We start from the raw sequence: 25,145 nt of genomic DNA, 5'->3' as shown, positions 1-25,145 counted from the left end.
TTATAACAATTCCACTCCCTTACTTTCTTTTCTCTATCTTTAATTCAATATTGAATATAATTCAATATTGAATTATAATATACCATATTTTAAGCATGTACTATATATATAACTTGAATACTGTTTATGTCAACTTTTTTCAAAAACATTCAAATAAAAAGTTATACTCATTATCCCTAATCAAATAGAAGAAGTTACTGCTAATTTAGCAGAACTATTAACATAATGTGATACACTCTACCCTCTTCTAAATATAACTTAGATTTAACTAAATTAGGCCAGTATAAACTTTAGTAGTTTATACTGACCTAATTTTAATCTTTCATTACGATGAAGGTTATTCTACATTAGCGTCATAACAGTCATCTTCATCATTTTCATCACTAGTTTCAAAAATTTCATCTTCAACCTCAGCTAAATCATCATCCATATCATCAATGAAATCTTCAATTTCTTCTTGAGCTGTTTGAAGATCTTCAATTTCTATTGCCATATCTCTTAGTATACTAGCAAGTTCAGTAATTGCTTTTCCTTCTTTAGTTTGACTAGTAATACCCAAACCTTCAATTAAGCCATTTAAGTATGAAACTCTAGAAATAATTGAATTCATAATATCACACCTTTCTTTTATTTATTACAATGTAATTATTATGAACTAAACTCCTTCTATATATTCAACCGCTACCTTTCATCTTAAATTTTTTTTAATAAATTCACTCTACGCTGCGATTAGGAAGTTCTGTTATTCACATTACGAGCGCAAAATCTATTCTCACTTTATTTACATCTTTCAATATCATTATATGTAACATCTTGCTATTGGCATTAAGAACCTAGTTCTATATGTATAATAAGTTTATATCTGTCGAATTTATTCTATATAATACTTTATTTTCAAGTGGTTTTATTTTGATTCCAGAAGAAAAAGTCTATTTTTCAGGTATAATTTATGTAGAAGGAATAGTTTACTTAAATCCATAGAACCATATTTAATATATATGGTGGATACGAAGCAAATTAGTCAAAATCTAAATTATTTTTATGAAGCAATCATATTTTTTCTCACTAGTGATTATCCACTTTGCATCTTCAAAATTTTCTATTTAGGCTAATATTTCCATAAATAGTTCTAAAAAACATAAGAAATACCAGTTGGTTTCTTGTAGATAGAAAGAAGTTCTATTCTCTAAATTTTTCAAACCTCTAATTTCCGATATTAAAGTATCATTTCCATGCTCAATGGCTGCCTCAATTTGCGCAAAGGTAGAGTACATAATTTCTTGTTATTTTGTCATAAGAATTTCCTAGTATAAGTTAGGATTTAATATTAAAACCTGTATTAAAAATAAATGTCTGAGAACTCAACTTTAATTTCATTTACTAGACGATTATCAATATTTAGACATTGTTCTGAATTACAATTTTCAGACCCTTCTTTTATAGGCAGCATTAAAGTAAATATACTACCAACACCTACTTCACTTTCTACGTAAATACTACCTTCTAAAATGCTAACTAATAACTTAACTATATATAGTCCAATCCCCGTTCCTTCAGCTTGCCTAGATAAATTGCTCTCAACTTGTCCAAATCTTTCGAAAATAAACTGCATTTTATCTTTCGGAATACCGATACCTGTATCCTTAATTTTTATTTGAATCATGTTTGATTGAGTTATTTCTTCAAGTATTACAGTAATCTGTCCACCTGGATTTGTAAATTTTATCGCATTTGAAAGTATATTTAATATAATTCTTTCAAATTTTTCATCATCAATACTAATAATTTTTTCATCTATACTCCCTTTAAACTCTATTTTTATATTTTTTTCACTTGAAAATAACTCTACAGATTCTACGATGACTTTTGTCAAAAATACTATATCATTCTTTTTCACATTTAACTTAACTTGCCCTGAATTTAATCTTGTAATATCCAGCAGATTATTTACAAGCCTCAATTGTCTAAAGGTATTTTGTTTAATACTATCTAACAGACTTCTAACCTTGTCTGGAACTTGATTAATATACACACCTTCAATTAATTGAATAGCTGAGTATATTACATTTAAGGGAGTTTTCAATTCATGACTAATTAATGAAATAAACTCGTCTTTCATAATAAGGGCTTGTTCTAGAACTCTCCTTTTTTCTTTCTCACTTTCCTTTAATGCATTTTCACGTAATTGAAGATTTTGGCTCATAGCATTAAAGTCTTTTAAAAGTATATTTAATTCAACAAAGGCGTTAAGATTAGAGCAAATAGAATTTGCCTCTTTATAATTACCTGCTGCCATTGCATTTGTACCTTTACTTAACTTCTCCAATGGCATAATAATATATCTATCAAGCTGTTTGCTAAGACTCCAATTTATAACTGACCAAATAATAAAAAACCCCACTATTACTATTGCAAAAGCTTTTAAAAAAATATTAAAAAAAACGGACACAGATTGTTGGTTTACAATATACCACCCATACTTATCCATCCTAATTGCACTACCAAAAACACTCTTCCCATTATATTTATAAATTGCATTTGTTTCTCCATGCTTAGCTTTATTAAAAATTTCTAAATCGCTAAAATTTGTTTGCTGCTTAACATAATCTAAGGATGGATGTGCCAATATACCTCCTGATGCATTCATAATATAGATATAATCATTTTTGGAATTAGCTAAAATTTTTGAAATTTCTTGCTGCAAAATTCCTAATTTTAATTCCCCTACAATAGTACCACCCTTAATAAGATGCTTGATTAAGTAAACAGTTGGCTCTCCTGTCCTAATTGATATAAATGGGCGAGAAATTATAATATCATCTTTACTTTTTCCTTTTTTAAAGTCTGGAATATTCGACATATCAAATCCATTAATTCGAGGATCTAAAGGTATAAGTAAATCTATTCTATTATTTTCATCTAAATAATATATAGTGTCAAAATAGCCATATGCTTTCCACGTACTTTCCATAAAAATACTTAGACTGTGTTTTTCAGATACTTCAGCAGTCTTAGCTATTGCATCTATAATATTACTACCTAAATTAACATGATACGTAATGATATTTGCCATAGATTGAGCTGTTTTTAATTGCAAATCTACAGTATTTTGTCGCTCATTGTAACTTATTCCAATAGAAATTATTAAAGTTAAAAATATCAATGGTAGAAATAAACGAAAAAGTAACAATCGCTTAAATACTTGAAGAAGTAAGGGAATATCTTTTTCATTGTTCATTACTTACCTCCACATTCTGTATCTTAGTAATTATATTGAATTTTTTATTACTTATAACACTTAAATAACGATCTCTCTCAGTATCACCATAGTTGTCCATAATAAAGGTATTTAATACTCCTTCATATTTAGTAATTAAACTCAACTCCTCTTTCAACCCCTCTGCCTTTCCACCAGTCTTTTCTAATGCTTCTCTTAGCACTAAGACCGTATCATAACCAAAGGTTGACCCAAAGGATACATCATCACCAAATCTAGATTTAAATTTATCCTTGAATTCATTAAACCTTGATGTCTTACAATCAAAAATATAATCTTGATCTATTAGCATCCCTTCTACAGCCTTTCCACCATTATTTATTAAAGTAGACGTATTAGCCCAACCCGTACTATATAAATTTATATTATAATCCATTAAGCGAAGCTTTTGTGCAATTAAAGCTGTATCAATATCTGAAGCTATTATTAATAATCCATCTGCTTTAGACTTCTTAATCTCTGCTAGTTTATCTGAAAAATCTATTTGTGCTTTGGAAGAAAAACCAATTTCTTTAGTTAAATTTCCACCTAATGATTTAAGTGTAGTACTAAAAATATCACTATATGTTTTAGAATAGAATAAATTGTCACTATCATAAATTACAGCTATATTTTTTTGTTTATAATTTGTATAGACATATTTAGCCGAAGCTTGTGCACTATCTTTAAACGATGGACAAACTGAAAAAAAATAATCATCAATACCAGTTAGTAATGGTGTTGATGTAGTTGGACTTATCAAAACAACTTTTGCAGGGTTTGTCACTTCTAAAGCTGCCATGGTTTGCATGGTAGTTGCATGTGCAATGATAGCAACAACTCCAGCATCAATAAGTTCTTTATCAACTCTTTTTGCTTCCTCAGGTATACCATAATCATCCCGGATTAAAAGCTCAATATTATGGCCATTAATTCCTCCCTCAGAATTAATTTTTTCCACAGCCAATTGAACTCCATTCCGTTCTTGTACTCCTAATTCAGCTTGATTACCAGTCAACTTAGCTGAAAACCCAATTAATATTGGTTTCTTTCTTAAGGAAAAGCTAAAAAAAATTGTTAGCACTAATAAAAAAGCTGAAAAAAACATTGCCCTTTTCATCCCCAATTTACTCCTTTATATTCTACATATTTTTTAGTTTCTTGCAATATTATACTATAAAATAAACTTATTTACCACTTTTTGTATTTATTAGGGAATTCGTAGGCAAGCCTTCTTACTACAGTGACAGTCACTTGTTGAATTATCATACACTATCTCCTACGACAATTCTCTTAATATCTCAATTTCCTGTTAAAACTTTGCATTATTCTTTAATAATTTTTTAGTTTTCCCTGTATTGCCACATTTTTATACTTTACATTTCCTAAAATATATACTACCCTATTCCCAGGTGGTGGTATTTTGATTACAGAAGAAAAAGCCTACATTGCAGGTATAATTGATGGAGAAGGAAGTATAATGTTATTGAAATTTCATAATAACCAGTTCCCTGCTCCTTGCATAAGTATAAGTTCAACAACTTTAGAACTATTAGAATGGCTAAAGAACAAAACTAGAGTTGGTACTATTAAAGAAAAAAAAGAATTACTGTTTAGAGAAACATAAAAATTCTTTTACCTATATTGTTAAATATAATGATGCTATTGATTTACTTGAAAAGATAGAACCCTATTTAGTTATAGAAAGTAAAAAGAAAAGAGCACGATTAATTATAGATGTTTATAAGAGGGTTACTCCTAGAAATGGTAGATATTCTAAAGAAATGTTAGAATCTAAAGAGAAATTCTACAATGATTTTATTAGTATAAAGTAAAAAAACACCAATTTTACGTTGGTGTTTTTTCTACTATGTATGGTGGAGGCGAGGGGACACATCTATCTATTATTTCTAATAGTGCTGACTATATCTCGCGCTTACATATTACTTGTAAGTGCCCTAGCGTATTATAGAAGCCATAATATAGTTTTTTAACTTCTATCCTAGTACTTCAATATCCAATAACTTATGGACTTAGAAGCCTATGAGTCGATACGTGGCTGTTGAGTTTCCTCACATACCACTCGGTATTGCCGTCGTCTTAATGTACGTTACGGTTTCACCGATAAAGCTAGGTTTTCACTTATGAATCACTTCATAAGGCGACTCTTTTATGAATCGAACCCCTGTCCGAAAGTAGCAATACTACAGCATCTCCGAGTGCAGTCCTTAATTTGACATTCCCTCCACTAGACGCCTAAGGACAGGCTTCTAGTTTCAGTAGCTTCATAAATTCCGTTCCTAGGTCAAAGCTTTCCTAAGCTCGGTTCCCCACTTCATGACGCCCTATCCCAAGTCGTGGGACTCTTGGGTAGGACGAGCAGCGACTAGGCTGCTAAAACGAAATTATCGTTTGCGTTTACGTTTAGTTCCCAGTTTTTTAACGCTGGTCCAGGAAACCATCGACTCGCTTCTGTAGTACAACATACCCCCGTCGAAAGCCATGTACGCCCCCATGTGTGATATATTGCTTTATAAGCAGTATATTCAGTTTTCAAAAATCATTCTTGTAATATATTATTCTATCATTACTTTTCTATTTTGTCAATATTTCTAAAGTTTTATCCATATAAGTCTGAACTAACTTGGTGACAATTAGTATAATACCTTATTAACATAAAGTTATCAATAGGGTTTTAGAGTTACATTAATCAACTTTTTATATTTTATATATAAGTTTCCTTTAAGGGAAATCCTTATCAAGAATCATACGCCAGATATTGGTCGGATAAAATAAAAACAAAATTAGGAACTGACAATTTATAGTCCTTGTCAATTCCTAATTACACACTTCTTTTTAGCTCTTACTCTAAACATTACCAGTAATCTCTTACCGTCGCAACTCACTACCTAGCATAAAAAAACTTATTTATATCAAGAACATAGCTACAACTGTAGTAACTGCAAGTCCAATAACAACTGGCTTTAGATTTCGTTTGGCAAGTTCAAAAGCATCTACTCCGCATATGGCCGCAACTGGTATTAAAGCCCAAGGAACTATAGTTCCTCCTCCTACCCATATTCCTGATATTTGTCCAAGTGCTGTTAGAGTTTCTACTCCTCCACCTATAGCTGTTGAGAATAATCTAGCTATAGATCCAACTAGAGATATTCCCGAAAAACCTGAACCGTCAAGTCCTGTAATAGCACCTACAGAGGTTAATGTTATAGATGCAACTACTGAGTTTAGCGGTACTAAATTTGCTAAAGCTACTCCTAGATCATTAACTATTCCGTTAGATACTTCCGGAAGTATCTTTCCAAATATATCATTGAAAGCTGAGTCTCCTAGATAGAAGAAGGCAGCTACAGGTATTACTATTCCAAATATCTTAAACCCAAACTGCAACCCTTTAACTAGATCATTTGTTATATTCTCTAGAGCCTCTTTCTTATAAATTAATACAGAAACTAAAGATAGTATAAAAATTGATGTTCCTCCTATTAAAGCAGTAGCATCTCCCCCTTGAAGTCTCGCAAAATACATTATAACTATATCTGCTGAGAATAGTATAAATATAAGTAAAGCTAAAAGTTTTCTTGTAACTTTTGAAGCTATTAATTGAGAGTTTTCTACTTCTACTTCATCTTGAACTATTTCGTATTCAGTAGATAAATAACCTTTTTTAATATCTTTTCGTAACATATAGAAGGCCACTACAGTGGTTACTACTCCCATAGTAATAGCTAAAGGAATACTAGCTGAAATTACTTTTGATACCTCTAATCCAGCAGCGTCTGCAGTAAGTTTAGGCGCAGCTTGTATTACATAATCACTTGATAGGGCTATACCATGTCCAAATAGATTCATGGCTATAGCTACTCCCATAGCTGGAAGTCCTGCTCTCTTAGCTATAGGTAAAAATAGTGCTCCTATAAGAGCTACAGCTGGTGATGGCCAGAAAAACCATGAAAGTATCATCATAACTAAACCTATAACCCAATACGCTACCCCATAGGATTTTATAATTTTCTTAAATGGAGATACTATCTCCCCATTTATTCCTGAAACAGCTAAAACATTACTCATAGCTGTTATAACCGAGATAATTAATATAGTTGGCATTAATTCTTTAGTAGCATAAATAAAACTATTAAATACCCCCATTAAAGATTTATATATAGACTCTGTTCCTATTAATCCTAGAGTAAATATACCTATTATACATATCAAAGATATATCTTTCTTCACTACCATTGCTGCAATAATTACTAATATGAAAATCAAATAAGCATAGTGCAGAGCTGTTAATTCTATAATCATTGGTATCCCTCCTCATAAAAAAATGTATATTATTAGATTATGCGGGAGATATAAAGTTAGTTACTTAGGGATAACCAGTGTTATTTTCTTCCTATTAAATTTAAAAAACAAAAGACTGCACATTAAGTACAGTCTTTATCTCATTCTTTCTTTTAATTCTCTGTCTATATCTCTCTTAGCAGACTTTTCTGCTATAGAATTTCTCTTATCGTAATCTTTCTTACCTCTAGCTACTCCAAGTGCCATCTTTACTCTTCCTTTTTTTAAATACAAGCTTAAAGGTATTAGCGTAAATCCTTTTTGAGCTGTATATCCAAGTAAAGTAGCTATTTCTTTTTTATGAAGAAGTAATTTTCTTTCCCTTAAAGGATCTTTATTAAATATATTGCCTTTTTCATAAGGGCTTATATGCATACCTGATATGAATATTTCTCCGTTTCTAATCTGTGCATAACTCTCTTTTAAGTTTGCCTTACCTGCTCTAATAGATTTAACCTCTGTTCCAACAAGTACCATACCAGCTTCGAATACTTCATCTATAAAATAATCATGATGTGCTTTCCTATTTTGCGCTAGGGTAGTATTCTTATTTTCTTTCCCCATATTAACACCTACTTCACATTACTAGTTTGTGGCATTATTTTACACCATACTTATCTACAAGTCAAGAAATTTACAACTAATTGCTTTTACTTAAAAAGGAAAGTGGATAATTTCCACTTTCCATCTCTAACTATATATAAGTTTGTATTTCATTAATTAAATGTTCTTCTTTTATAGCTTGTTGTATTTCTTCTTCAGTAAGCTTTACAAAACTAGTCTTTGGAAGTTCATCTACAGCTTCTTCTTCGGTTTCTTCTTTAACTATATCAAAGTATATATCATAAGAACCCATATCAACTTTTGAAACTTTTATTCTTATTTCATCACCTAGTCTATATTGCTTCTTAGTTCTCTCTCCAATTAAGCATAGATGTTCTTCATCATATACATAGTAGTCATCATCCATATTACTTATATGAACTAATCCTTCTACTGTATTTGATAATTCAACGAACATACCAAAGTTTGTTACTGAAGATATTATACCGCTATATTCTTCCCCAATTCTTTCACTCATATATTCAGCTTTCTTTAAATCATCAACTTCTCTTTCAGCTTCTACTGCAAGTCTTTCCATGTCTGAAGATTGAGCTGCTGCTACTTCAACAGCTTTTTCTAACTCTTTAAATCTGCTATCATCTACAATACCAACTAAAGACTCTTTAATGATTCTATGAATAATTAAGTCTGGATATCGTCTTATTGGTGATGTAAAGTGACAATAATATTTTGCCGCAAGTCCAAAATGACCCACAGATTCTGGAGAATATCTAGCTTGTTTTAAAGAACGTAATAGAAGTGTATTAACTACTACTTCTTCTTTTTTTCCTTTTACTTCTTCAACTATTTGTTGAAGAGCCTTTGGATGAATATCATTACTTGCTTTTATGAAGTATCCTAAATTGTAAGCAAAAGTTCTAAACTTTTGAAGTTTTTCTTCATCTGGATCTTCATGAATTCTATAAACAAATGGAAGCTTAGTCCAGAACATATGCTCTGCTACAGTTTCATTACATACAAGCATAAATTCTTCTATTATTTTATTTGCAACAGCCCTCTCATAAGGTTTTATATCTATCGGCTTTCCAGTTTCATTTAATATTATCTTACACTCTTGGAAATCAAAGTCTATAGCTCCTCGTTTTGATCTCTTCTTATTAAGGATTTCAAATAGTTCCTCCATAGCTTTAAAGTCTTCATATAGATAATTATATCTTTCTATAAGTTCTTCATCTTTATCTCTTAAAATTTTAGTTACATCTGTGTAAGTCATTCTTTCATTAGTTCTTATTACACTTTTTGTAATTTTATAATCTACAACCTTACCTTGGTCGTTAATTTCCATGAAACAAGACATAGTAAGTCTATCTACTTTAGGATTTAAACTACATATTCCATTAGATAATTCTTTTGGAAGCATAGGTATAACTCTGTCAATTAAATAAACAGAAGTTCCTCTTTTCAATGCTTCTTTGTCTAGCGGATTCTTCTCCTTTACATAGTGAGATACATCCGCAATATGAACTCCTAAATAATAGTTTCCGTTAGAAAGCTTTTGTATAGATACTGCATCGTCTAAGTCTTTTGCATCCTCTCCGTCTATAGTTACCATCTTCATATCTCTTAAATCTTCTCTGCCATTATACTCATCAGCTGGTATCTCATTAGGAATATTTTGAGCAAAAGTTTGAACCTTTGGTGGAAACTCTTCTGGAAGTTTAAATTTCTTTATAATAGTTAAGATATCTATTCCTCTATCGCCTTTTTTACCTAATATTTCTGTAACTTTTCCTTCTGGATTTCTTCTCTTCTCAGGCCAATCTGTTATTTCTACTATTACTATATCTCCATGTGTTGCTCCGTTAGCATGTTCTGCAGGTACAAATATATCTTGTTGTATTCTTCTTTCTTCAGGAATTACAAATCCAAAAGTTTTATTTTCCTCGTAAATTCCTATAATTGTCTTATTTACTCTTTCAGTAACTCTAACTATTTCTCCCTCACGTTTTTTGCTCTTATTTTCTTCCTTTAAAACTTTAGCAAGTACTCTATCTCCATGCATAGCTCCATTCATAGAAGAAGATACAACAAAAATGTCTGCACCACCTTCATCTGGTATAACAAATCCAAAACCTCTTGGATGCCCTTGAAGTCTTCCTGCTACAAGACCCATTTTTTCTGGAAGTCCATAAAGATTTGCTCTATTCTTAACTACACTTCCTTCTTTTTCCATAAACTTTAATATATCTTTAAAATCTTTTATTTCGCTCTTATTGATTCCAAAAGATGATGCTAGTTCATTTATGTCCATGGGCTTATATGCTTGTTCTCTCATAAAGTCTAAGACTGCATTTTTTATGTTCATTTTCACTCCTCCTATAACATCATATGTTTATATAAAGCCTTTTTATAAACAATTTATTATATTTTTTGCTATTATCATAAATAGTATTCACTATATTATCTTTAATACACAATATTATGTTATGTATATAGTAACCTAATTAGATTTACAAGTCAAACTATGGATTTAATACTATAATTTTCTTAAATAACATTTAAAATTCTATCTATAAAACAAAGATATGTAATCCTCAATAGAACTACATATCCTTTAGCTTATTAAAATATATTAATGAAACTTCCTAGAAAAGTTGATGTCTTATCTATTTAAAAAGATTTAATAGTATTCCACCATTATTTGCTATAACTGTTGCAAATACTAATGATACTATAGTCATTAATTTTATTAAAATATTCATAGCTGGACCTGATGTATCCTTGAACGGATCTCCTACTGTATCTCCAACTACTGCTGCTTTATGAGCATCGCTACCTTTTCCACCATGAGCTCCACCTTCAATGTACTTTTTAGCATTATCCCATGCTCCACCAGCATTAGCCATCATTATAGCCATAAGAACTCCAGAAGCTACAGCTCCACCAATAAGCCCTCCTAAAGCTTCAGCTCCTAGAAGCATTCCTACTGCAAGCGGTGCAACTATTGCAAGTACTCCAGGAATCATCATTTCCTTTAATGCTGCTGTTGTTGATATATCAACACATTTTTTATAATCCGGCTTTCCTGTGCCTTCCATAATTCCAGGTATAGTCTTAAACTGACGTCTTACCTCTTCAATCATTTCATTTGCAGCCTTTCCTACTGATTCCATAGTTAGTGCTCCAAATAGGAAAGGTAACATCGCTCCTATTAAAACACCAACTAAAGTAACAGGTGTTAAAAGGTTGATTGCAGTAAGATTAGTTGCTTGTGCATAAGATGCAAATAGTGCTAATGCTGTAAGTGCTGCTGAACCTATAGCAAATCCTTTTCCAATAGCTGCTGTAGTGTTTCCAACTGAATCTAGTTTATCTGTTACTTTTCTAACACTTGGATCTAATCCAGACATTTCAGCAATACCACCAGCATTATCTGCAATAGGGCCATAGGCATCAACTGCTACTGTAAGTCCAGTAGTTGATAACATTCCAACTGCTGCAAGAGATATTCCATAAAGCCCCATATTAATATTACTTGCTCCACCCATTATATAGAAGGAAAATAATACTCCAACTGATATACATAATATAGGTAACATAGTTGAATACATACCAGTAGCAAAACCTGAAATTATAGTTGTAGCTGCCCCTGTTTCAGATTGTTTTGCGATTCTCTTTACATGTTTATATTCATCTGCAGTATAAATTTCTGTAATTTTACCAATTACTATTCCTACTATTAAACCTGATAGTATAGCTCCAAAAGCCTTATAATCTCCAAATGTCTGTTTACTTAATACTACTGATCCTATAATTACGAGTATTCCACCTATATATGTTCCTGTATTTAATGCCTTTTGAGGATTATCATTTTTACTATTTCTTGCAAATACTGCTCCTATTATAGATGCCACTATTCCAATAGCTGATAAAATAAGTGGGAAAGCAATTTTTCCCTTTTCACCTGTGAATAAAAAGAATCCTAAAGTAAGAGCTGATATTATAGAACCGACATAAGATTCAAATAAGTCTGCACCCATTCCAGCAACATCTCCAACATTATCTCCAACATTGTCTGCAATAACTGCTGGATTTCTTGGGTCATCTTCTGGTATTCCTGCCTCAACCTTTCCAACAAGGTCTGCTCCAACGTCTGCTGCCTTTGTGTAAATTCCTCCACCTACACGAGCAAAAAGGGCTATAGAACTTGCTCCTAGTCCAAAGCCAGTTATAATACTAATCTCATCTCCGAAAATCATATATAGTATTGTAAGTCCTAATACACCTAGTCCTACAACACACATTCCCATAACAGCTCCACCTGAAAATGCAATTTTCAAAGCTTTACTTTGTCCATGATGTGCTGCTTGAGCTGTTCTTACATTTGCTTTAGTTGCTACAGTCATTCCAAAGTAACCTGCTAGAATAGAAAATAAAGCTCCAAAAACAAAACATATAGCTGTTTTATAATCAATAGCTATAAGTATAATAACTGCTACAGCTATTATAAAGGCTGTTAAGTACTTGTATTCCCTCATTAAAAAAGCCATGGCTCCTTCATGAATGTACCCTGCTATTTCTTTCATTCTTGCATTTCCTGCATCTTCTTTAGTAATACTTAGACTTAATACAAATGCAAAAATTAGTGCTAAAACCCCACATATTATTGGCAAATATAAATTCATTTTTTACCCTCCTCTGCATATAGATAATTTTTTTTAAATGAACCCGTATTGTAACAGGCTTATTTATATTCTATTAGCTTAACTTAAAGTTTAGTATAAATTTATGTAAAAAAAAAGCCGCACAAATACCTTTATCGGATCTATACGTCTTTCTACATTCTAGTATACTCTTTTAAATTATATATATGTACTATCTTAGTATAGTTAAAAGCGATGTTATAATTGCAAAACCTACAGCTAAAAAAACTGTTAACTTAGATAAGAAAGCTTCGTAAGTTTTAGTCTTATTTTTTGAATAAAAGGTTTCTCCACTAGAAGATATTAAATTAAATCCGTCCGCTTTTCCTGGCTGTTTTAATATAGTAACTATAAGCGCAACTGCTATTATTATCTGAACGATTTGTAAAGCTCTAATCAAAAAAATGCACCTCCAATGTTTTATGTTTCATCACACGTTTACTTCATTATAAATATTTTATCATATGCATTATGTAATTACAATAAAAGCCTGCAACTTAATAATTGCAGGCTTTTATTGAATTTAAATTTAATTTACTATCTTTTTATATTGAAGAATGTATTAATTCCTCTATATTCTCCCATACCATTTAACTCTTCTTCAATTCTTAATAATTGATTGTACTTAGCAACTCTTTCGCTTCTTGCTGGTGCTCCTGTTTTGATTTGTCCTGCATTAACTGCAACAACTAAATCAGATATTGTAGTATCTTCTGTTTCTCCTGATCTGTGTGATACTACTGCAGTATATCCAGCTCTTGCTGCCATTTCTATTGTATTTAAAGTTTCAGTTAATGTTCCTATTTGGTTAAGCTTGATAAGAATTGAATTACCAACTCCTCTTTCAATTCCCATTGAAAGTCTTTCAGTGTTAGTAACGAATAAATCATCTCCAACTAACTGAACTTTTTTACCTAATTTATCAGTTATTAACTTCCAGCCTTCCCAATCTTCTTCAGCCATACCATCTTCAATAGAGATTATTGGATACTTTTCTGCTAAGTTAGCATAGTAGTCAACCATCTCAGCTGGTGTTAAAGTTCTTCCTTCTCCCTTTAATTCATACATCTTAGTTTCAGAGTTATAGAATTCAGAAGATGCTGGGTCTAACGCTATAAATATTTGCTCTCCTGCTTTATATCCTGCTTTTTCAACTGCTTCTAATATAATTTGGATAGCTTCTTCGTTGCTATTTAGGTTTGGTGCAAATCCACCTTCATCACCTACACCAGTTGATAAGCCTTTGTCTTTTAATATAGTTTTTAATGTATGATATATTTCTGCACACATTCTTAAAGCTTCTGAGAAAGATTCAGCTCCTACTGGCATTATCATAAATTCTTGTAAGTCTACGTTATTATCAGCATGAGAACCACCATTTAATATATTCATCATAGGAACTGGAAGAACTTTAGCATTTACTCCACCTATGTATTGATAGATACTAATTCCTAAATAATCAGCAGCAGCTCTTGCACAAGCAAGGGATACTCCAAGCATTGCATTTGCTCCAAGCTTACTTTTGTTTTCTGTACCATCAAGTTCTATCATAACTTTATCAATAGCAACTTGATCAAATGCATTCATTCCTACTAACTCTTCAGCTATTAAGTCATTTACATTATCTACTGCATTTTGAACGCCTTTTCCTAAATAAACTGATTTATCACCATCTCTTAATTCTACTGCTTCAAATATTCCAGTTGATGCTCCAGATGGAACTGCTGCTCTACCTACTGTACCATCTTCGAGTTCTACTTCCACTTCTACTGTTGGATTTCCTCTTGAATCTAGTATTTGTCTAGCATACACGTCTACTATTTCTACAAAAGTCTTCATTAAAAATCTCCTCCTAAAAATCACATTGAATTTATATGTAGTAGATAACATAATCAAAACAGTTATCTACTGATATACCTTAATTTTAAAGTTAAACTCATAAAATTATCTAAATAGAGTTCTTCCTGTCATTTCCTTTGGAATTTCTAATCCCATTTCTTCAAGTATTGTTGGAGCAATATCCGCAAGGACTCCTCCCTCTCTCAACTCTTTTCCTTCTGTATCTTTTGATACATATATAAATGGAACTGCATTTATAGTATGAGCTGTCATAGGTCCACCTGTGGAATAATCTATCATTTGTTCAGAATTACCGTGGTCAGAAGTTATAAATATTGAGCCATTTCCCTCTAGTATTTTATCCACAATCTTTCCTAAACATTCATCCACAGTCTCAATAGCTTTAACAGCTGCTTCTACAACTCCTGTGTGGCCCACCATATCTGGATTTGCAAAGTTCAGTATAATAGTATCATATACATCAGAATCTATTCTATTTATTACTTCTTCAGTCATTTCATAGGCACTCATTTCTGGCTTTAGATCATAGGTTGCAACCTTTGGTGAAGGTATTAAAACTCTATCTTCATTAGCATAAGGTTCCTCTATTCCTCCATTAAAAAAGAAAGTTACATGAGCATATTTTTCTGTTTCTGCTATTCTTAACTGTTTTTTGCCAAGTCCAGCTAAATATTCACCTAAGGTGTTTTTATATGAGGTTGGACCAAAAGTAACATGAACATTTTCTAGAGTCTTGTCATACTCAGTTAATGTTATAAATGTTAAATCTAGATTTTCTCTTTTAAAACCTTCAAATGCTTTGTCATTTATCGCTCTAGTCATTTGTCTTGCTCTATCTGGTCTAAAATTGAAGAATATAACAGAATCACTATCCTTTATTGTTGCTGTAGGCTTATCACCATTTAATATTACAGTTGGAAGTACAAATTCATCTGTTTTATTATCGTGATAAGATCTTTGTACAGCCTCTTTTGCACTTACTTCATTTTCACCTTTACCTAATACCATTGCTTCATAGGCTAACTGAGTTCTTTCCCACCTATTATCTCTATCCATAGCATAGTATCTTCCTGATAGGGTAGCAATACTACCAACACCTAGCTCATGCATATAGCTTTCTAACTCTTCTATATAGCTTGGAGCAGAGTCTGGCGGTGTATCTCTTCCATCTAAAAATGCATGTACATACACTTTTCTTATTCCCTGCTCAGCAGCAAAAGAAATCAAACCTTTTAAATGGTCTATGTGTGAATGTACTCCTCCATCTGATAATAGTCCTAAAAGATGTAGCGATGAATTATTTAGTTTAACATTATTAATAGCTTTTAATAGAGTTTCATTTTGTGATAACTCTCCGTCCATTATAGCCTTTGTTATTCTAGTTAAAGCTTGATATATTATTCTTCCCGCTCCTATGTTCAAATGTCCTACCTCTGAGTTTCCCATTTGTCCATCTGGAAGTCCCACAGATAATCCACTTCCACCTATTGTAGTATATGGATAAGTGCTTGAGAGTCTATCATAATTAGGTTTACTAGCTAATTTAACAGCATTTCCGTCATCATGGTCCGATATACCAAAACCATCCAAAATAGCTAGCATTACAGGTTTTTTGCCCATTTTTTCACCCCCAAAAGTCTGCAAATAAGAATTTTACAAAGTAAAATTCTTATTTACTTATCATAATTTACTATTGCAGCAAACTCTTCTGCTTTAAGTGCAGCTCCTCCTATGAGTCCTCCATCTATATTAGTTTTACCCATTTGTTCCTTTATAGTTGAAGGTTTAACAGAACCACCATATTGGATTCTTATCTTTTCAGCAGTATCAGAACCAAACATTTTTCCTACAATACTTCTTATAAATCCTATAGTTTCATCTGCTTGTTCTGCTGTAGCTGTTTTTCCTGTTCCTATTGCCCATATCGGCTCATAAGCTATAACCGATTTTTCTACTTTCTCTTTTTCAAGTCCTGCTAAATCAAGCTTTACTTGCTTTGCTAGTACTTCTTCAGTTATATTTGCTTCTCTTTCTTCAAGTGTTTCTCCAACACAAAGTATTGGAATTAGATTGTATTCAAAAGCCTTTTTCATCTTTTTATTTAAGTCTTGATCATTTTCTCCAAAGTATTGTCTTCTTTCACTATGGCCTAAAATAACATATTGAATTCCCATTTCTTTTAGCATAACTGGGGAAATCTCTCCAGTAAAAGCTCCACTCTCTTCAAAGTGCATATTTTGAGCCCCAACCATTATGTTTGTTCCTTCTGTAGCTTTCTTTACTAAATCTAAATATATAGCTGGTGGACAAACTACTACTTCACAAGTAGCATCAGCAACTAATGGTTTTAACTCATTTACAAGTTTAGTTGCTTCATCCATAGTATTATTCATTTTCCAGTTCCCTGCAATAATAGCTTTTCTCATATTTACTCCTCCATCTTCCACTTATTATCTATCTTTAAGTGCTGTAATTCCTGGTAATTCTTTTCCTTCTAGGAATTCAAGTGATGCTCCACCACCTGTTGATATATGAGTCATTTTATCTCCAAAGCCCAGTATATTTACTGCTGCTGCACTATCTCCTCCACCTATTATGGTAGTTGCATTTACCTCTGACATAGCTTTAGCTACAGCTATAGTTCCTTTTGCAAAGTTTGCAAATTCAAATACTCCCATAGGACCATTCCATATTACTGTTTTAGCTTCTTTAATTGCATCACTAAATAGTTCTGCACTCTTTGGTCCTATATCTAATCCTTGATGATCTGATGGAATATCTCTTCCTTCTGATGTTTTTGGCTCTGCATTTTCATCAAATCTATCAGCATATATTACATCAATAGGCAGTAATATTTTTACTCCCTTTTCTTCTGCTTTACTCATCATTTCTTTAGCATAGTCTATCTTATCTTCTTCTAGAAGTGACTTACCTATTTCATGACCTAAAGCTTTTAAAAATGTGTAAGCCATTCCTCCACCAATTATTAGAGTATCTACTTTATCTAATAGATTATTTATAACTCCTAATTTATCTGATACCTTTGCTCCTCCAAGGATTGCAACGAAAGGTCTTTCTGGATTTTCTACTGCCTCACCAAGGAACTGTAATTCCTTTTGAATTAAATATCCGCAAACTGCTTCTTCTACAAAACTTGCTACACCAACAGTTGAACAGTGTGCTCTATGGGCTGTTCCAAAAGCATCATTTACAAATATTTCTGCTATAGATGCAAGTTCTCTTGAAAAGTTTTCTTCATTTTTAGTTTCTTCTTTTCTATATCTTGTATTTTCTAATAAAACTACATCTCCATTATTCATCTTTGATATAGCATTTTTAGCTTCTTCTCCAATTACATTACTATCTGCTGCAAATACTACCTCTTTATTTAACATTTGTGAAAGTCTCTTAGCTACAGGTGCTAAAGATAATTCAGGTTTTGCTTCTCCCTTTGGCTTACCAAGATGCGAACAAAGAATAACTTTTGCTCCTTGTTCTATTAAATATTTAATTGTAGGCATTGCTCCTACTAATCTATTCTCATCTGTTATTACTGCATCTTTAAGTGGTACATTAAAATCACATCTAACTAGTACTCTCTTACCTTCTAATTGTACTTCCTCAACAGTTTTCTTATTTAATTTCATAATTATACTCCCTTCATAATTTAAAGTATAAATCAAAGCATACTAAATCATTATAATACTAAATTGGAATAATATCAAAATATTTGGCAAACTAGAATATTTTATTATAAGTTTAAATTTTGCTTAATCTATGTAGTTGCCTAACTTCTACTCTAATTAAAGTTTTTAATATTTCAGCCTAGCCTCATGTTTATTATTGTACACCGTTTTTAATTTATTTATTATGATTACTAGATATTAGTGGGGGGTCTTTTTAAGTCCCTTATATATTTTCAGAGTCCCACTTTATTATAGTATAAATTTCCATAAATTTAAATAGTTATTTAATAAAAAATTGATTTTATGAATAATCTTAACTGTTTTATTGACATTCATATACTATAATTAATACAATATACTTAATAAGAAAAGCTAAATTTCAAATACTTAGAGAGTAGTCTTTAATTATTTGTTTATGCAAATACTAACCTAATAGAAAAGAGTATTCTAATCTAAAAGGAACTATAATTTATAAACATATCTATGGCTTTGAAAATATCAAAGTCTTTCTGTTATGTAAATTAAACTTTCCCATTTAGGAAAGTTTTTTTATTTTTAAAACCTATGTCTAAATACGATTAGTAAGTTAATAATTATATATTTGTTATTTAAGGAGGAAATATAGTGAAAAAGATTGGTGTAATAAGTGCTATCTTAGAAGAACCAAAACAATGTCAACAAGAATTCAATGAAGTTGTCTCTTCTTTTAAAGGTATTATTAAGGGTAGAATGGGTATTCCTTTTGAAGAAAACGGAATAGCCGTAATATGTATTACTGTAGTTGGAAGTTTAGATGAAATAAATAGTCTTACAGGAAAACTGGGTAATATTGACCATGTTACAGTTAAAACATCAATATCCAAAAAAGAGATATAAGCTATGAAAAATTTAATTGATAAATTATACAAAGACAATTACTTAGAGAGACAAGAACTTCTCCACTTACTTAATGGTATGAGTAAGGATGATAAAGACTATTTACTAATTAAATCTCATGAAACTAGAGTTAAGCACTATGGGAATGTAGTATACCCTAGAGGTCTTATCGAATTTACTAATTACTGTAATAAGAACTGTATTTATTGCGGTATTAGAACTTCAAATAAAAATGCTGATAGATATAGATTATCTTTAAATGAAATTTTAAGTGCTTGTGAAGAGGGGTATATGTTAGGATATAAGACTTTTGTTCTTCAAGGTGGAGAAGATAGTTATTATACTGATGAGAAAATTGTTGAAATAGTAGAAATGATAAAGTCTAAATTTCCCGATTGTGCTATAACTCTTTCCATAGGCGAAAAGTCCTATGAATCTTATAAAAAGTATTATGATGCTGGTACAGATAGATATCTTTTAAGACATGAAACTGCAACTAAAGAGTTGTATGAAAAATTACATCCTGGCATGAGTTTCGAAAATAGAATAAGATGCCTAAAAGATTTAAAGAATATTGGATATCAAGTTGGAGCTGGATTTATGGTAGGCCTCCCTGGACAGAGTAATGCTGACTACGTTAATGACCTCCTCTTCCTAAAAGAACTTCAACCTGAAATGGTAGGAATAGGACCATTTATACCTCAAAAATATACTCCCCTTGGAAAAGAGGAAGGGGGAACAGTTGAGGATACTATAGTCTTACTAGCTCTTATTAGATTACTACTACCTGAGGTTTTGCTTCCTGCCACTACTGCCCTTGGAAGTATAGACCCACTTGGACGAGAAAAAGGCTTAAAAGCAGGTGCAAACGTAGTAATGCCAAATTTATCTCCTACAGAGGTTAGGTCAAAGTATGCTTTATATGATGGAAAAATCTGTACAGGTGATGAAGCTGCCGAATGCAGAATGTGTATTGAAGGTAGAATAAAAAGTGCTGGTTTTTCTCTTGAGATGTCTAGAGGAGATAATAAGTTATGGAGGAGAAAATGATATGTTTATTGATCACGAATATATATATAGTTTATTAAATGAAGCTAAAAATGCTAAAAAATTAGAGGTACAAGAAGTTTTAGATAAAGCTAAAGAAAAAAAAGGATTATCCCATAAGGATATAGCAACACTTCTTCAAGTTGAAGATAAAGACCAATTAGAGGAAATGTACACAATAGCAGGTGATATAAAAAAATCTATCTACGGAAATAGAATTGTTATGTTTGCTCCCCTTTATGTAAGTGATTACTGCGAAAATAACTGTGTATACTGCGGATATAAGAAAAATAATACTTTTCCTAGACGAAAACTAACAAGAGAAGAAATCCAAGAAGAAGTTAAAATCCTTGAGAAGATGGGACATAAAAGACTTGCATTAGAGGCAGGAGAAGATCCTGTAAATTGCAATATTGATTATATACTAGATTGTATAGATGATGTATATAGTGCTCAAAATGATAATGGCGTAATTCGACGAATAAACGTAAATATTGCAGCTACTACTGTTGAAAATTATAAAAAGTTAAAAGAAGCGAAGATAGGAACTTATATACTATTTCAGGAAACCTACCATAAGCCAACTTATGAAAAAATGCATCCTAATAGCATAAAAGGAGATTATGAATATCATTTAACTGCCTTTGATAGAGCTATTACAGGTGGCATTGATGATGTAGGGGCAGGAGTACTCTTCGGACTTGCTGATCCTAAATTTGAAGTTCTAGGTCTAATGCTTCACAACGAACATCTCGAGAAAAAATTCGGTGTTGGTTTTCATACAATATCTATGCCAAGACTAAAAAAAGCTGAAGGTAATGATTTAAATCAATTTCCACATCTAGTAACCGACGAACTCTTTAAAAAGCTTGTAGCAATCATTCGTATAGCTGTACCTTTTACAGGTATTATTATGTCTACAAGAGAGACAGCAGAAATGAGAAGAGAAGTTATAAAATATGGAGTTTCTCAATTTAGTGCTGGCTCTAGTGTAGGGGTTGGTGGGTACAGAGAAAGTCAAAATGGAAATAATATAGGTCAATTTGAAAAGGGTGATAACAGAACTCCTATGGAAGTTTTAAAAGAACTAATAGATAGCAAATATATACCAAGTTATTGTACAGCATGTTATAGAAAAGGCAGAACTGGTGATAGATTTATGAGTCTTGCAAAATCAGGACAAATTCAAAATGTATGTACTCCAAACGCCCTTATGACATTAATGGAATTTTTAATGGATTATAGTGATGAAGAACTTTATAAAAAAGGTGAAGCCTTAATTCAAGAAGAATTAAAAAAGATTCAAAGAGAAGATATTAGAAACTTAACATCGGATAATATAGAAAAAATTAAAAATGGCGAAAGAGATTTATATATATAAATAGGAGGTAATATGAATACTACACCAAATGCTAATAGAACACATATTGGAATCTATGGTAAAACTAATTCCGGTAAATCATCCTTATTAAATGCAATTATAGGGCAAGATATTTCCTTAGTATCTGAAATCAAAGGAACTACTACAGATCCTGTAAGTAAAGCTATGGAACTTATCCCCTTTGGCCCTGTTCTTTTTATAGATACAGCTGGTCTTGATGATGTCAGTGAACTTGGCGAACTTAGAGTAAAAAGAAGTCTTAAAACTCTTCAAAAGATAGATTTCGCTATTTACGTTGTGGATATAAATGATATAGATGAGGATAATTATAAAGAAACTGTGGATAATTTTAAGAAACATGGGATATCTTATATGATTGTCATAAATAAAGTTGATACAGCTGAGGAGAAAACTATAAATCTAGCTAAACAGAAATTTGATAATGCTGTTTTTGTTTCTGCAAAAGAAGAAGAAAATATACTCTTCTTAAAAGATGAACTAATTAAAAGACTTAAAGAAGATGATAAAGAAGAAACCATATTAGGGGATTTAGTTCCTTATAACGGAAAGGTTATTATGGTAGTACCCGTAGATTCTGAAGCTCCAAAAGGAAGACTTATCCTTCCTCAAGTCCAGCTTATACGCGATTGCTTAGATCATGGAATAAAGAGTTATGTGGTGAGAGATACAGAACTTGAATATGCCCTACAAGATATTAAAGATATTGATTTAGTGGTAACAGACTCCCAAGCTTTTAAAAAAGTAAGTGAACTTGTACCTAAGAATATAAAACTAACTAGCTTTTCTATACTGTTCGCAAGACATAAGGGAGACTTAAAATCCTTCACTAAGGGAATATCAAAAATAAAAGATTTAGATGAAAACTCTAAGATTTTAATATCTGAAAGCTGTACTCATAACACTTCTCACGAAGATATTGGAAGAGTTAAAATACCTAAATTAATAAACAAACATGTAGGAAAAGAACTTAACTATGAATTTAAGATGGGTCCTGATTTTCCAGAGGATATTGAAAAATATGATTTAGTAATTCACTGTGGGGCATGTATGGTAAATAAAAAAACAGTTCAAACAAGAATAGATATATGCGAAAGAAACAAGGTCCCCATTGTAAACTATGGAGTTCTCCTAGCATTTCTTACAGGAATCCTAGATAGATCTCTAGATATATTTAATATATAACCTAACTATAAAAAAGCATTGTTTTGACAATTTGTCAAAACAATGCTTTTACTATTAGAATACTAATAATTATAATCTATCTGCAACGTACTTAGCTAAATCAGCAAGTCTGTTTGAATATCCTGATTCATTGTCATACCAAGAAATAACCTTAACCATTCTTGGTCCTATAACCATAGTTGATAATGCATCAATTATAGAAGATCTCTCGTCTCCTCTGTAATCAATTGATACTAGTGGCTCTTCACTGTATCCTAAAATTCCTTTTAATTTTCCTTCTGCTGCATTCTTGAACGCTGCATTAACTGATTCTACAGTAACATCTTTTGATAGAGTACATACAAGATCAGTTACAGAAACTGTTGGTGTTGGTACTCTCATAGAGAATCCATTTAATTTTCCTTTTAATTCTGGTAATACTAATGCAACTGCTTTAGCAGCTCCTGTAGTTGTAGGAACCATTGATTCAGCTGCTGCTCTTGCTCTTCTTAAATCTTTATGCGGAGCATCAAGTAATCTTTGGTCTCCTGTATATGAGTGAATTGTAGTCATTAATCCTTCTACTATTCCAAATTCCTCATGAAGAACCTTAGCAAATGGTGCTAAACAGTTTGTTGTACATGAAGCGTTTGATATTATATTGTGATTTGTTGCATCATACTTATCTTCATTAACTCCCATAACTATTGTAATATCTTCACCTTTAGCTGGTGCTGATATAAGTACTTTTTTAACAGTTCCTTGTATGTGATCTTTTGCCTTATCTGCATCAGTGAATATTCCTGTACATTCTAGAACAATTTCTGCTCCAGTGCTGCTCCAGTCTATATCTTTAGGGCTTCTTTCAGCAAATATTTTTATTTCATTTCCATTTACTACTATAGATTTTTCCTTTGCTTGTATGTCTCCATTAAATATTCCATATAATGAATCATACTTTAATAGATGAGCTAATGTAGCTGGGTCTGTTAAATCATTAATTGCAACTATTTGTAAATCCTCACTGTAATTGTTCACTAGTGCTTTGAATACATTTCTCCCTATTCTTCCAAATCCATTAATTGCCACTTTTTTCATTTAGATTACCTCCTAAAAATAAATATTTAAACTATTTTTATAGTCCTTAGCTATCCGTAGTAGTCTTCTCTTTTTTTATAATATTTATAATTTCTCTAGCAGCACCTTCGTCTGTTATAAGAATATTATTAGTATTATACCTTTGAACTGATATAATAGCCTTAGCCTTACTTTTTCCTCCAGCTATAGCTATTAGTTTTTTTATCTTTTTTGTATCCTGGCTCTTTATTCCTGCGGTGGGAGTAGAAAAAACTATTTCTCCATGAGGATTAAAATAACATCCAAAAGCTTCTCCTACTGCATTATTATCTTTAAGCTTACGTATTTCTTCTTCCTTTAGCTTTCTTTTTAATGCCATCTCCTCAGCTTTTCCAATACCATATATTAAAATATTAGCTTTATGTATGCTCTCTACCACTTCTTTAATGCTTTCTTCATTCAAAATTTCAAATATTTCTGCATAATCTACGTTATCAATAAGTTGCAACATCTTATAATCAGCAGATAGTTTTTCAGCAAGTTTTGCAGCTAAAGTATTAGCTTGAATCTCCACATTTCTTCCAAGTCCTCCCCTTGCTGGAACAATTAGCACATCTTTATAATCGTTTATTTTTACCATATTGTCAACTATTTTTTTTATACTTAATCCTCCAGTTAAGGCTATTATAATCTTATCTTTTAGCATACTTTTTAGAAAATTCGCTGCGCTCTTCCCCATTTCTTCTAGGACAAGACCCTTTTCATCAACATCTCCTGGTACAATAATAATATCCTTCAAATTTAATTCTTTTTTTATAATTTCTTCCAATTTGCATAATCCTCTTAAATCATGAATAAATCCTTTTAAGTCATTTAAAACTTCTTTACCTTCATTTGTTACTTTTGTGCCATCAGAATTAATATCTATTAAACCTTGCTTCTTTAGAAAATCTAATTCCGTTCTTACAATTCTCTCTCCAATTGCTAGATAACTTGATAGCATTCTTCTACCGATAGGTTGATTATAATATATTGTTGTTAAGATACTGTATCTTTTATCTAGTAATTCTAATAATTCAGGAACAATTTTCTTCTGAGCTTCTAAAGCATAATTCAAAGAATCACCTCTTTGGACTAAAATAGTCCCATAT

At 31.6% G+C, this 25,145-nt stretch carries 18 protein-coding genes, 1 other RNA gene and 2 pseudogenes; 5 read left to right on the top strand and 16 right to left on the bottom strand.

Annotated elements, in window-relative coordinates; translation table 11 throughout:
* Window positions 1-337: 337 nt before the first annotated feature.
* The 4 genes and pseudogenes from ACX0KU_RS08870 to ACX0KU_RS08855 all read right to left on the bottom strand — a co-directional run bounded on the left by ACX0KU_RS08870 (window position 338) and on the right by ACX0KU_RS08855 (window position 4,376).
* Window positions 338-610, bottom strand: coding sequence for a CD1247 N-terminal domain-containing protein (locus ACX0KU_RS08870; protein ID WP_472989462.1), 273 nt, complete (start codon window positions 608-610; stop codon window positions 338-340).
* Between the two features lie 538 nt (window positions 611-1,148).
* Window positions 1,149-1,283, bottom strand: a pseudogene (locus tag ACX0KU_RS08865) (radical SAM protein); the annotation flags it as partial.
* A gap of 56 nt (window positions 1,284-1,339) precedes the next feature.
* Window positions 1,340-3,238: a sensor histidine kinase gene (locus ACX0KU_RS08860; protein ID WP_472989461.1), complete on the bottom strand. Its 1,899-nt coding sequence runs from the start codon at window positions 3,236-3,238 to the stop codon at window positions 1,340-1,342.
* Window positions 3,228-4,376 (bottom strand): ABC transporter substrate-binding protein, encoded by a 1,149-nt coding sequence (locus tag ACX0KU_RS08855; protein ID WP_472989459.1) that lies wholly within the window; start codon window positions 4,374-4,376, stop codon window positions 3,228-3,230. The genes ACX0KU_RS08860 and ACX0KU_RS08855 overlap by 11 nt, the downstream gene beginning before the upstream one ends.
* A 303-nt stretch (window positions 4,377-4,679) precedes the next feature.
* On the opposite strand from ACX0KU_RS08855, the pseudogene ACX0KU_RS08850 reads away from it, so the two are divergent.
* Window positions 4,680-5,091, top strand: a pseudogene (locus ACX0KU_RS08850) (LAGLIDADG family homing endonuclease).
* Between the two features lie 338 nt (window positions 5,092-5,429).
* On the opposite strand, the gene ssrA reads toward ACX0KU_RS08850, so the two are convergent.
* The 10 genes from ssrA to ACX0KU_RS08800 all read right to left on the bottom strand — a co-directional run bounded on the left by ssrA (window position 5,430) and on the right by ACX0KU_RS08800 (window position 18,392).
* Window positions 5,430-5,761: a transfer-messenger RNA gene (ssrA, locus tag ACX0KU_RS08845) on the bottom strand.
* Between the two features lie 423 nt (window positions 5,762-6,184).
* The gene (locus ACX0KU_RS08840) at window positions 6,185-7,579 is read right to left on the bottom strand and encodes a hypothetical protein (protein WP_472989458.1); all 1,395 of its coding nucleotides are present in this window, start codon (window positions 7,577-7,579) and stop codon (window positions 6,185-6,187) included.
* A 135-nt stretch (window positions 7,580-7,714) separates the two neighbouring features.
* Window positions 7,715-8,182: an SsrA-binding protein SmpB gene (gene smpB / locus ACX0KU_RS08835; protein WP_472989456.1), complete on the bottom strand. Its 468-nt coding sequence runs from the start codon at window positions 8,180-8,182 to the stop codon at window positions 7,715-7,717.
* 130 nt (window positions 8,183-8,312) lie between these two features.
* The gene (rnr, locus tag ACX0KU_RS08830; RefSeq protein ID WP_472989455.1) at window positions 8,313-10,547 is read right to left on the bottom strand and encodes a ribonuclease R; all 2,235 of its coding nucleotides are present in this window, start codon (window positions 10,545-10,547) and stop codon (window positions 8,313-8,315) included.
* 301 nt (window positions 10,548-10,848) lie between these two features.
* Window positions 10,849-12,867: a sodium-translocating pyrophosphatase gene (locus ACX0KU_RS08825; protein ID WP_472989454.1), complete on the bottom strand. Its 2,019-nt coding sequence runs from the start codon at window positions 12,865-12,867 to the stop codon at window positions 10,849-10,851.
* Window positions 12,868-13,057: 190 nt separating this feature from the next.
* A complete protein-coding gene (gene secG, locus ACX0KU_RS08820) occupies window positions 13,058-13,285 on the bottom strand; it encodes a preprotein translocase subunit SecG (RefSeq protein WP_472989453.1) in 228 nt (75 codons plus the stop codon).
* A 137-nt stretch (window positions 13,286-13,422) separates the two neighbouring features.
* The gene (gene eno / locus ACX0KU_RS08815; protein ID WP_472989452.1) at window positions 13,423-14,724 is read right to left on the bottom strand and encodes a phosphopyruvate hydratase; all 1,302 of its coding nucleotides are present in this window, start codon (window positions 14,722-14,724) and stop codon (window positions 13,423-13,425) included.
* A 105-nt stretch (window positions 14,725-14,829) separates the two neighbouring features.
* Window positions 14,830-16,365: a 2,3-bisphosphoglycerate-independent phosphoglycerate mutase gene (gpmI, locus tag ACX0KU_RS08810; protein WP_472989451.1), complete on the bottom strand. Its 1,536-nt coding sequence runs from the start codon at window positions 16,363-16,365 to the stop codon at window positions 14,830-14,832.
* 53 nt (window positions 16,366-16,418) lie between these two features.
* On the bottom strand, window positions 16,419-17,171 hold the full coding sequence (tpiA, locus tag ACX0KU_RS08805; RefSeq protein ID WP_472989450.1) for a triose-phosphate isomerase: 753 nt from the start codon (window positions 17,169-17,171) through the stop codon (window positions 16,419-16,421).
* A 24-nt stretch (window positions 17,172-17,195) separates the two neighbouring features.
* Window positions 17,196-18,392: a phosphoglycerate kinase gene (locus ACX0KU_RS08800; protein WP_472989449.1), complete on the bottom strand. Its 1,197-nt coding sequence runs from the start codon at window positions 18,390-18,392 to the stop codon at window positions 17,196-17,198.
* A 663-nt stretch (window positions 18,393-19,055) separates the two neighbouring features.
* On the opposite strand from ACX0KU_RS08800, the gene ACX0KU_RS08795 reads away from it, so the two are divergent.
* Genes ACX0KU_RS08795 through hydF form a run of 4 tightly spaced genes read left to right on the top strand, consistent with a single transcriptional unit; the run spans window position 19,056 to window position 22,938 of the window.
* Complete coding sequence (locus ACX0KU_RS08795; RefSeq protein ID WP_472989447.1) at window positions 19,056-19,307, top strand: TM1266 family iron-only hydrogenase system putative regulator; 252 nt, start codon at window positions 19,056-19,058, stop codon at window positions 19,305-19,307.
* 3 nt (window positions 19,308-19,310) lie between these two features.
* Window positions 19,311-20,357 (top strand): [FeFe] hydrogenase H-cluster radical SAM maturase HydE, encoded by a 1,047-nt coding sequence (gene hydE, locus ACX0KU_RS08790; protein WP_472989446.1) that lies wholly within the window; start codon window positions 19,311-19,313, stop codon window positions 20,355-20,357.
* Window position 20,358: 1 nt separating this feature from the next.
* Window positions 20,359-21,735 carry a [FeFe] hydrogenase H-cluster radical SAM maturase HydG gene (hydG, locus tag ACX0KU_RS08785; protein ID WP_472989445.1) on the top strand — a complete coding sequence of 459 codons (1,377 nt, stop codon included), beginning with the start codon at window positions 20,359-20,361 and terminating at the stop codon, window positions 21,733-21,735.
* Window positions 21,736-21,747: 12 nt separating this feature from the next.
* Window positions 21,748-22,938, top strand: a complete 1,191-nt coding sequence (gene hydF, locus ACX0KU_RS08780; protein WP_472989444.1) for a [FeFe] hydrogenase H-cluster maturation GTPase HydF — start codon at window positions 21,748-21,750, stop codon at window positions 22,936-22,938.
* Window positions 22,939-23,007: 69 nt separating this feature from the next.
* On the opposite strand, the gene gap is transcribed toward hydF, so the two are convergent.
* Both gap and ACX0KU_RS08770 read right to left on the bottom strand, forming a co-directional pair.
* Complete coding sequence (gene gap / locus ACX0KU_RS08775; RefSeq protein WP_472989443.1) at window positions 23,008-24,015, bottom strand: type I glyceraldehyde-3-phosphate dehydrogenase; 1,008 nt, start codon at window positions 24,013-24,015, stop codon at window positions 23,008-23,010.
* Between the two features lie 46 nt (window positions 24,016-24,061).
* Window positions 24,062-25,111, bottom strand: coding sequence for a sugar-binding transcriptional regulator (locus ACX0KU_RS08770; protein ID WP_472989442.1), 1,050 nt, complete (start codon window positions 25,109-25,111; stop codon window positions 24,062-24,064).
* Window positions 25,112-25,145: the final 34 nt, after the last annotated feature.

This window comes from Clostridium sp. X (assembly GCF_055755365.1).
Note: the sequence above shows the minus strand (reverse complement) of the source record. Positions and strands in the feature narration are given on the sequence as shown.

What these genes read in the sequence shown, in the direction of transcription:
- ACX0KU_RS08870 (WP_472989462.1), bottom strand. Translation starts at nt 610, where the DNA reads ATGAATTCAATTATTTCTAGAGTTTCATACTTAAATGGCTTAATTGAA.
- ACX0KU_RS08860 (WP_472989461.1), bottom strand. Translation starts at nt 3,238, where the DNA reads ATGAACAATGAAAAAGATATTCCCTTACTTCTTCAAGTATTTAAGCGA.
- ACX0KU_RS08855 (WP_472989459.1), bottom strand. Translation starts at nt 4,376, where the DNA reads ATGAAAAGGGCAATGTTTTTTTCAGCTTTTTTATTAGTGCTAACAATT.
- ACX0KU_RS08840 (WP_472989458.1), bottom strand. Translation starts at nt 7,579, where the DNA reads ATGATTATAGAATTAACAGCTCTGCACTATGCTTATTTGATTTTCATA.
- smpB (WP_472989456.1), bottom strand. Translation starts at nt 8,182, where the DNA reads ATGGGGAAAGAAAATAAGAATACTACCCTAGCGCAAAATAGGAAAGCA.
- rnr (WP_472989455.1), bottom strand. Translation starts at nt 10,547, where the DNA reads ATGAACATAAAAAATGCAGTCTTAGACTTTATGAGAGAACAAGCATAT.
- ACX0KU_RS08825 (WP_472989454.1), bottom strand. Translation starts at nt 12,867, where the DNA reads ATGAATTTATATTTGCCAATAATATGTGGGGTTTTAGCACTAATTTTT.
- eno (WP_472989452.1), bottom strand. Translation starts at nt 14,724, where the DNA reads ATGAAGACTTTTGTAGAAATAGTAGACGTGTATGCTAGACAAATACTA.
- gpmI (WP_472989451.1), bottom strand. Translation starts at nt 16,365, where the DNA reads ATGGGCAAAAAACCTGTAATGCTAGCTATTTTGGATGGTTTTGGTATA.
- tpiA (WP_472989450.1), bottom strand. Translation starts at nt 17,171, where the DNA reads ATGAGAAAAGCTATTATTGCAGGGAACTGGAAAATGAATAATACTATG.
- ACX0KU_RS08800 (WP_472989449.1), bottom strand. Translation starts at nt 18,392, where the DNA reads ATGAAATTAAATAAGAAAACTGTTGAGGAAGTACAATTAGAAGGTAAG.
- hydE (WP_472989446.1), top strand. Translation starts at nt 19,311, where the DNA reads ATGAAAAATTTAATTGATAAATTATACAAAGACAATTACTTAGAGAGA.
- hydG (WP_472989445.1), top strand. Translation starts at nt 20,359, where the DNA reads ATGTTTATTGATCACGAATATATATATAGTTTATTAAATGAAGCTAAA.
- hydF (WP_472989444.1), top strand. Translation starts at nt 21,748, where the DNA reads ATGAATACTACACCAAATGCTAATAGAACACATATTGGAATCTATGGT.
- gap (WP_472989443.1), bottom strand. Translation starts at nt 24,015, where the DNA reads ATGAAAAAAGTGGCAATTAATGGATTTGGAAGAATAGGGAGAAATGTA.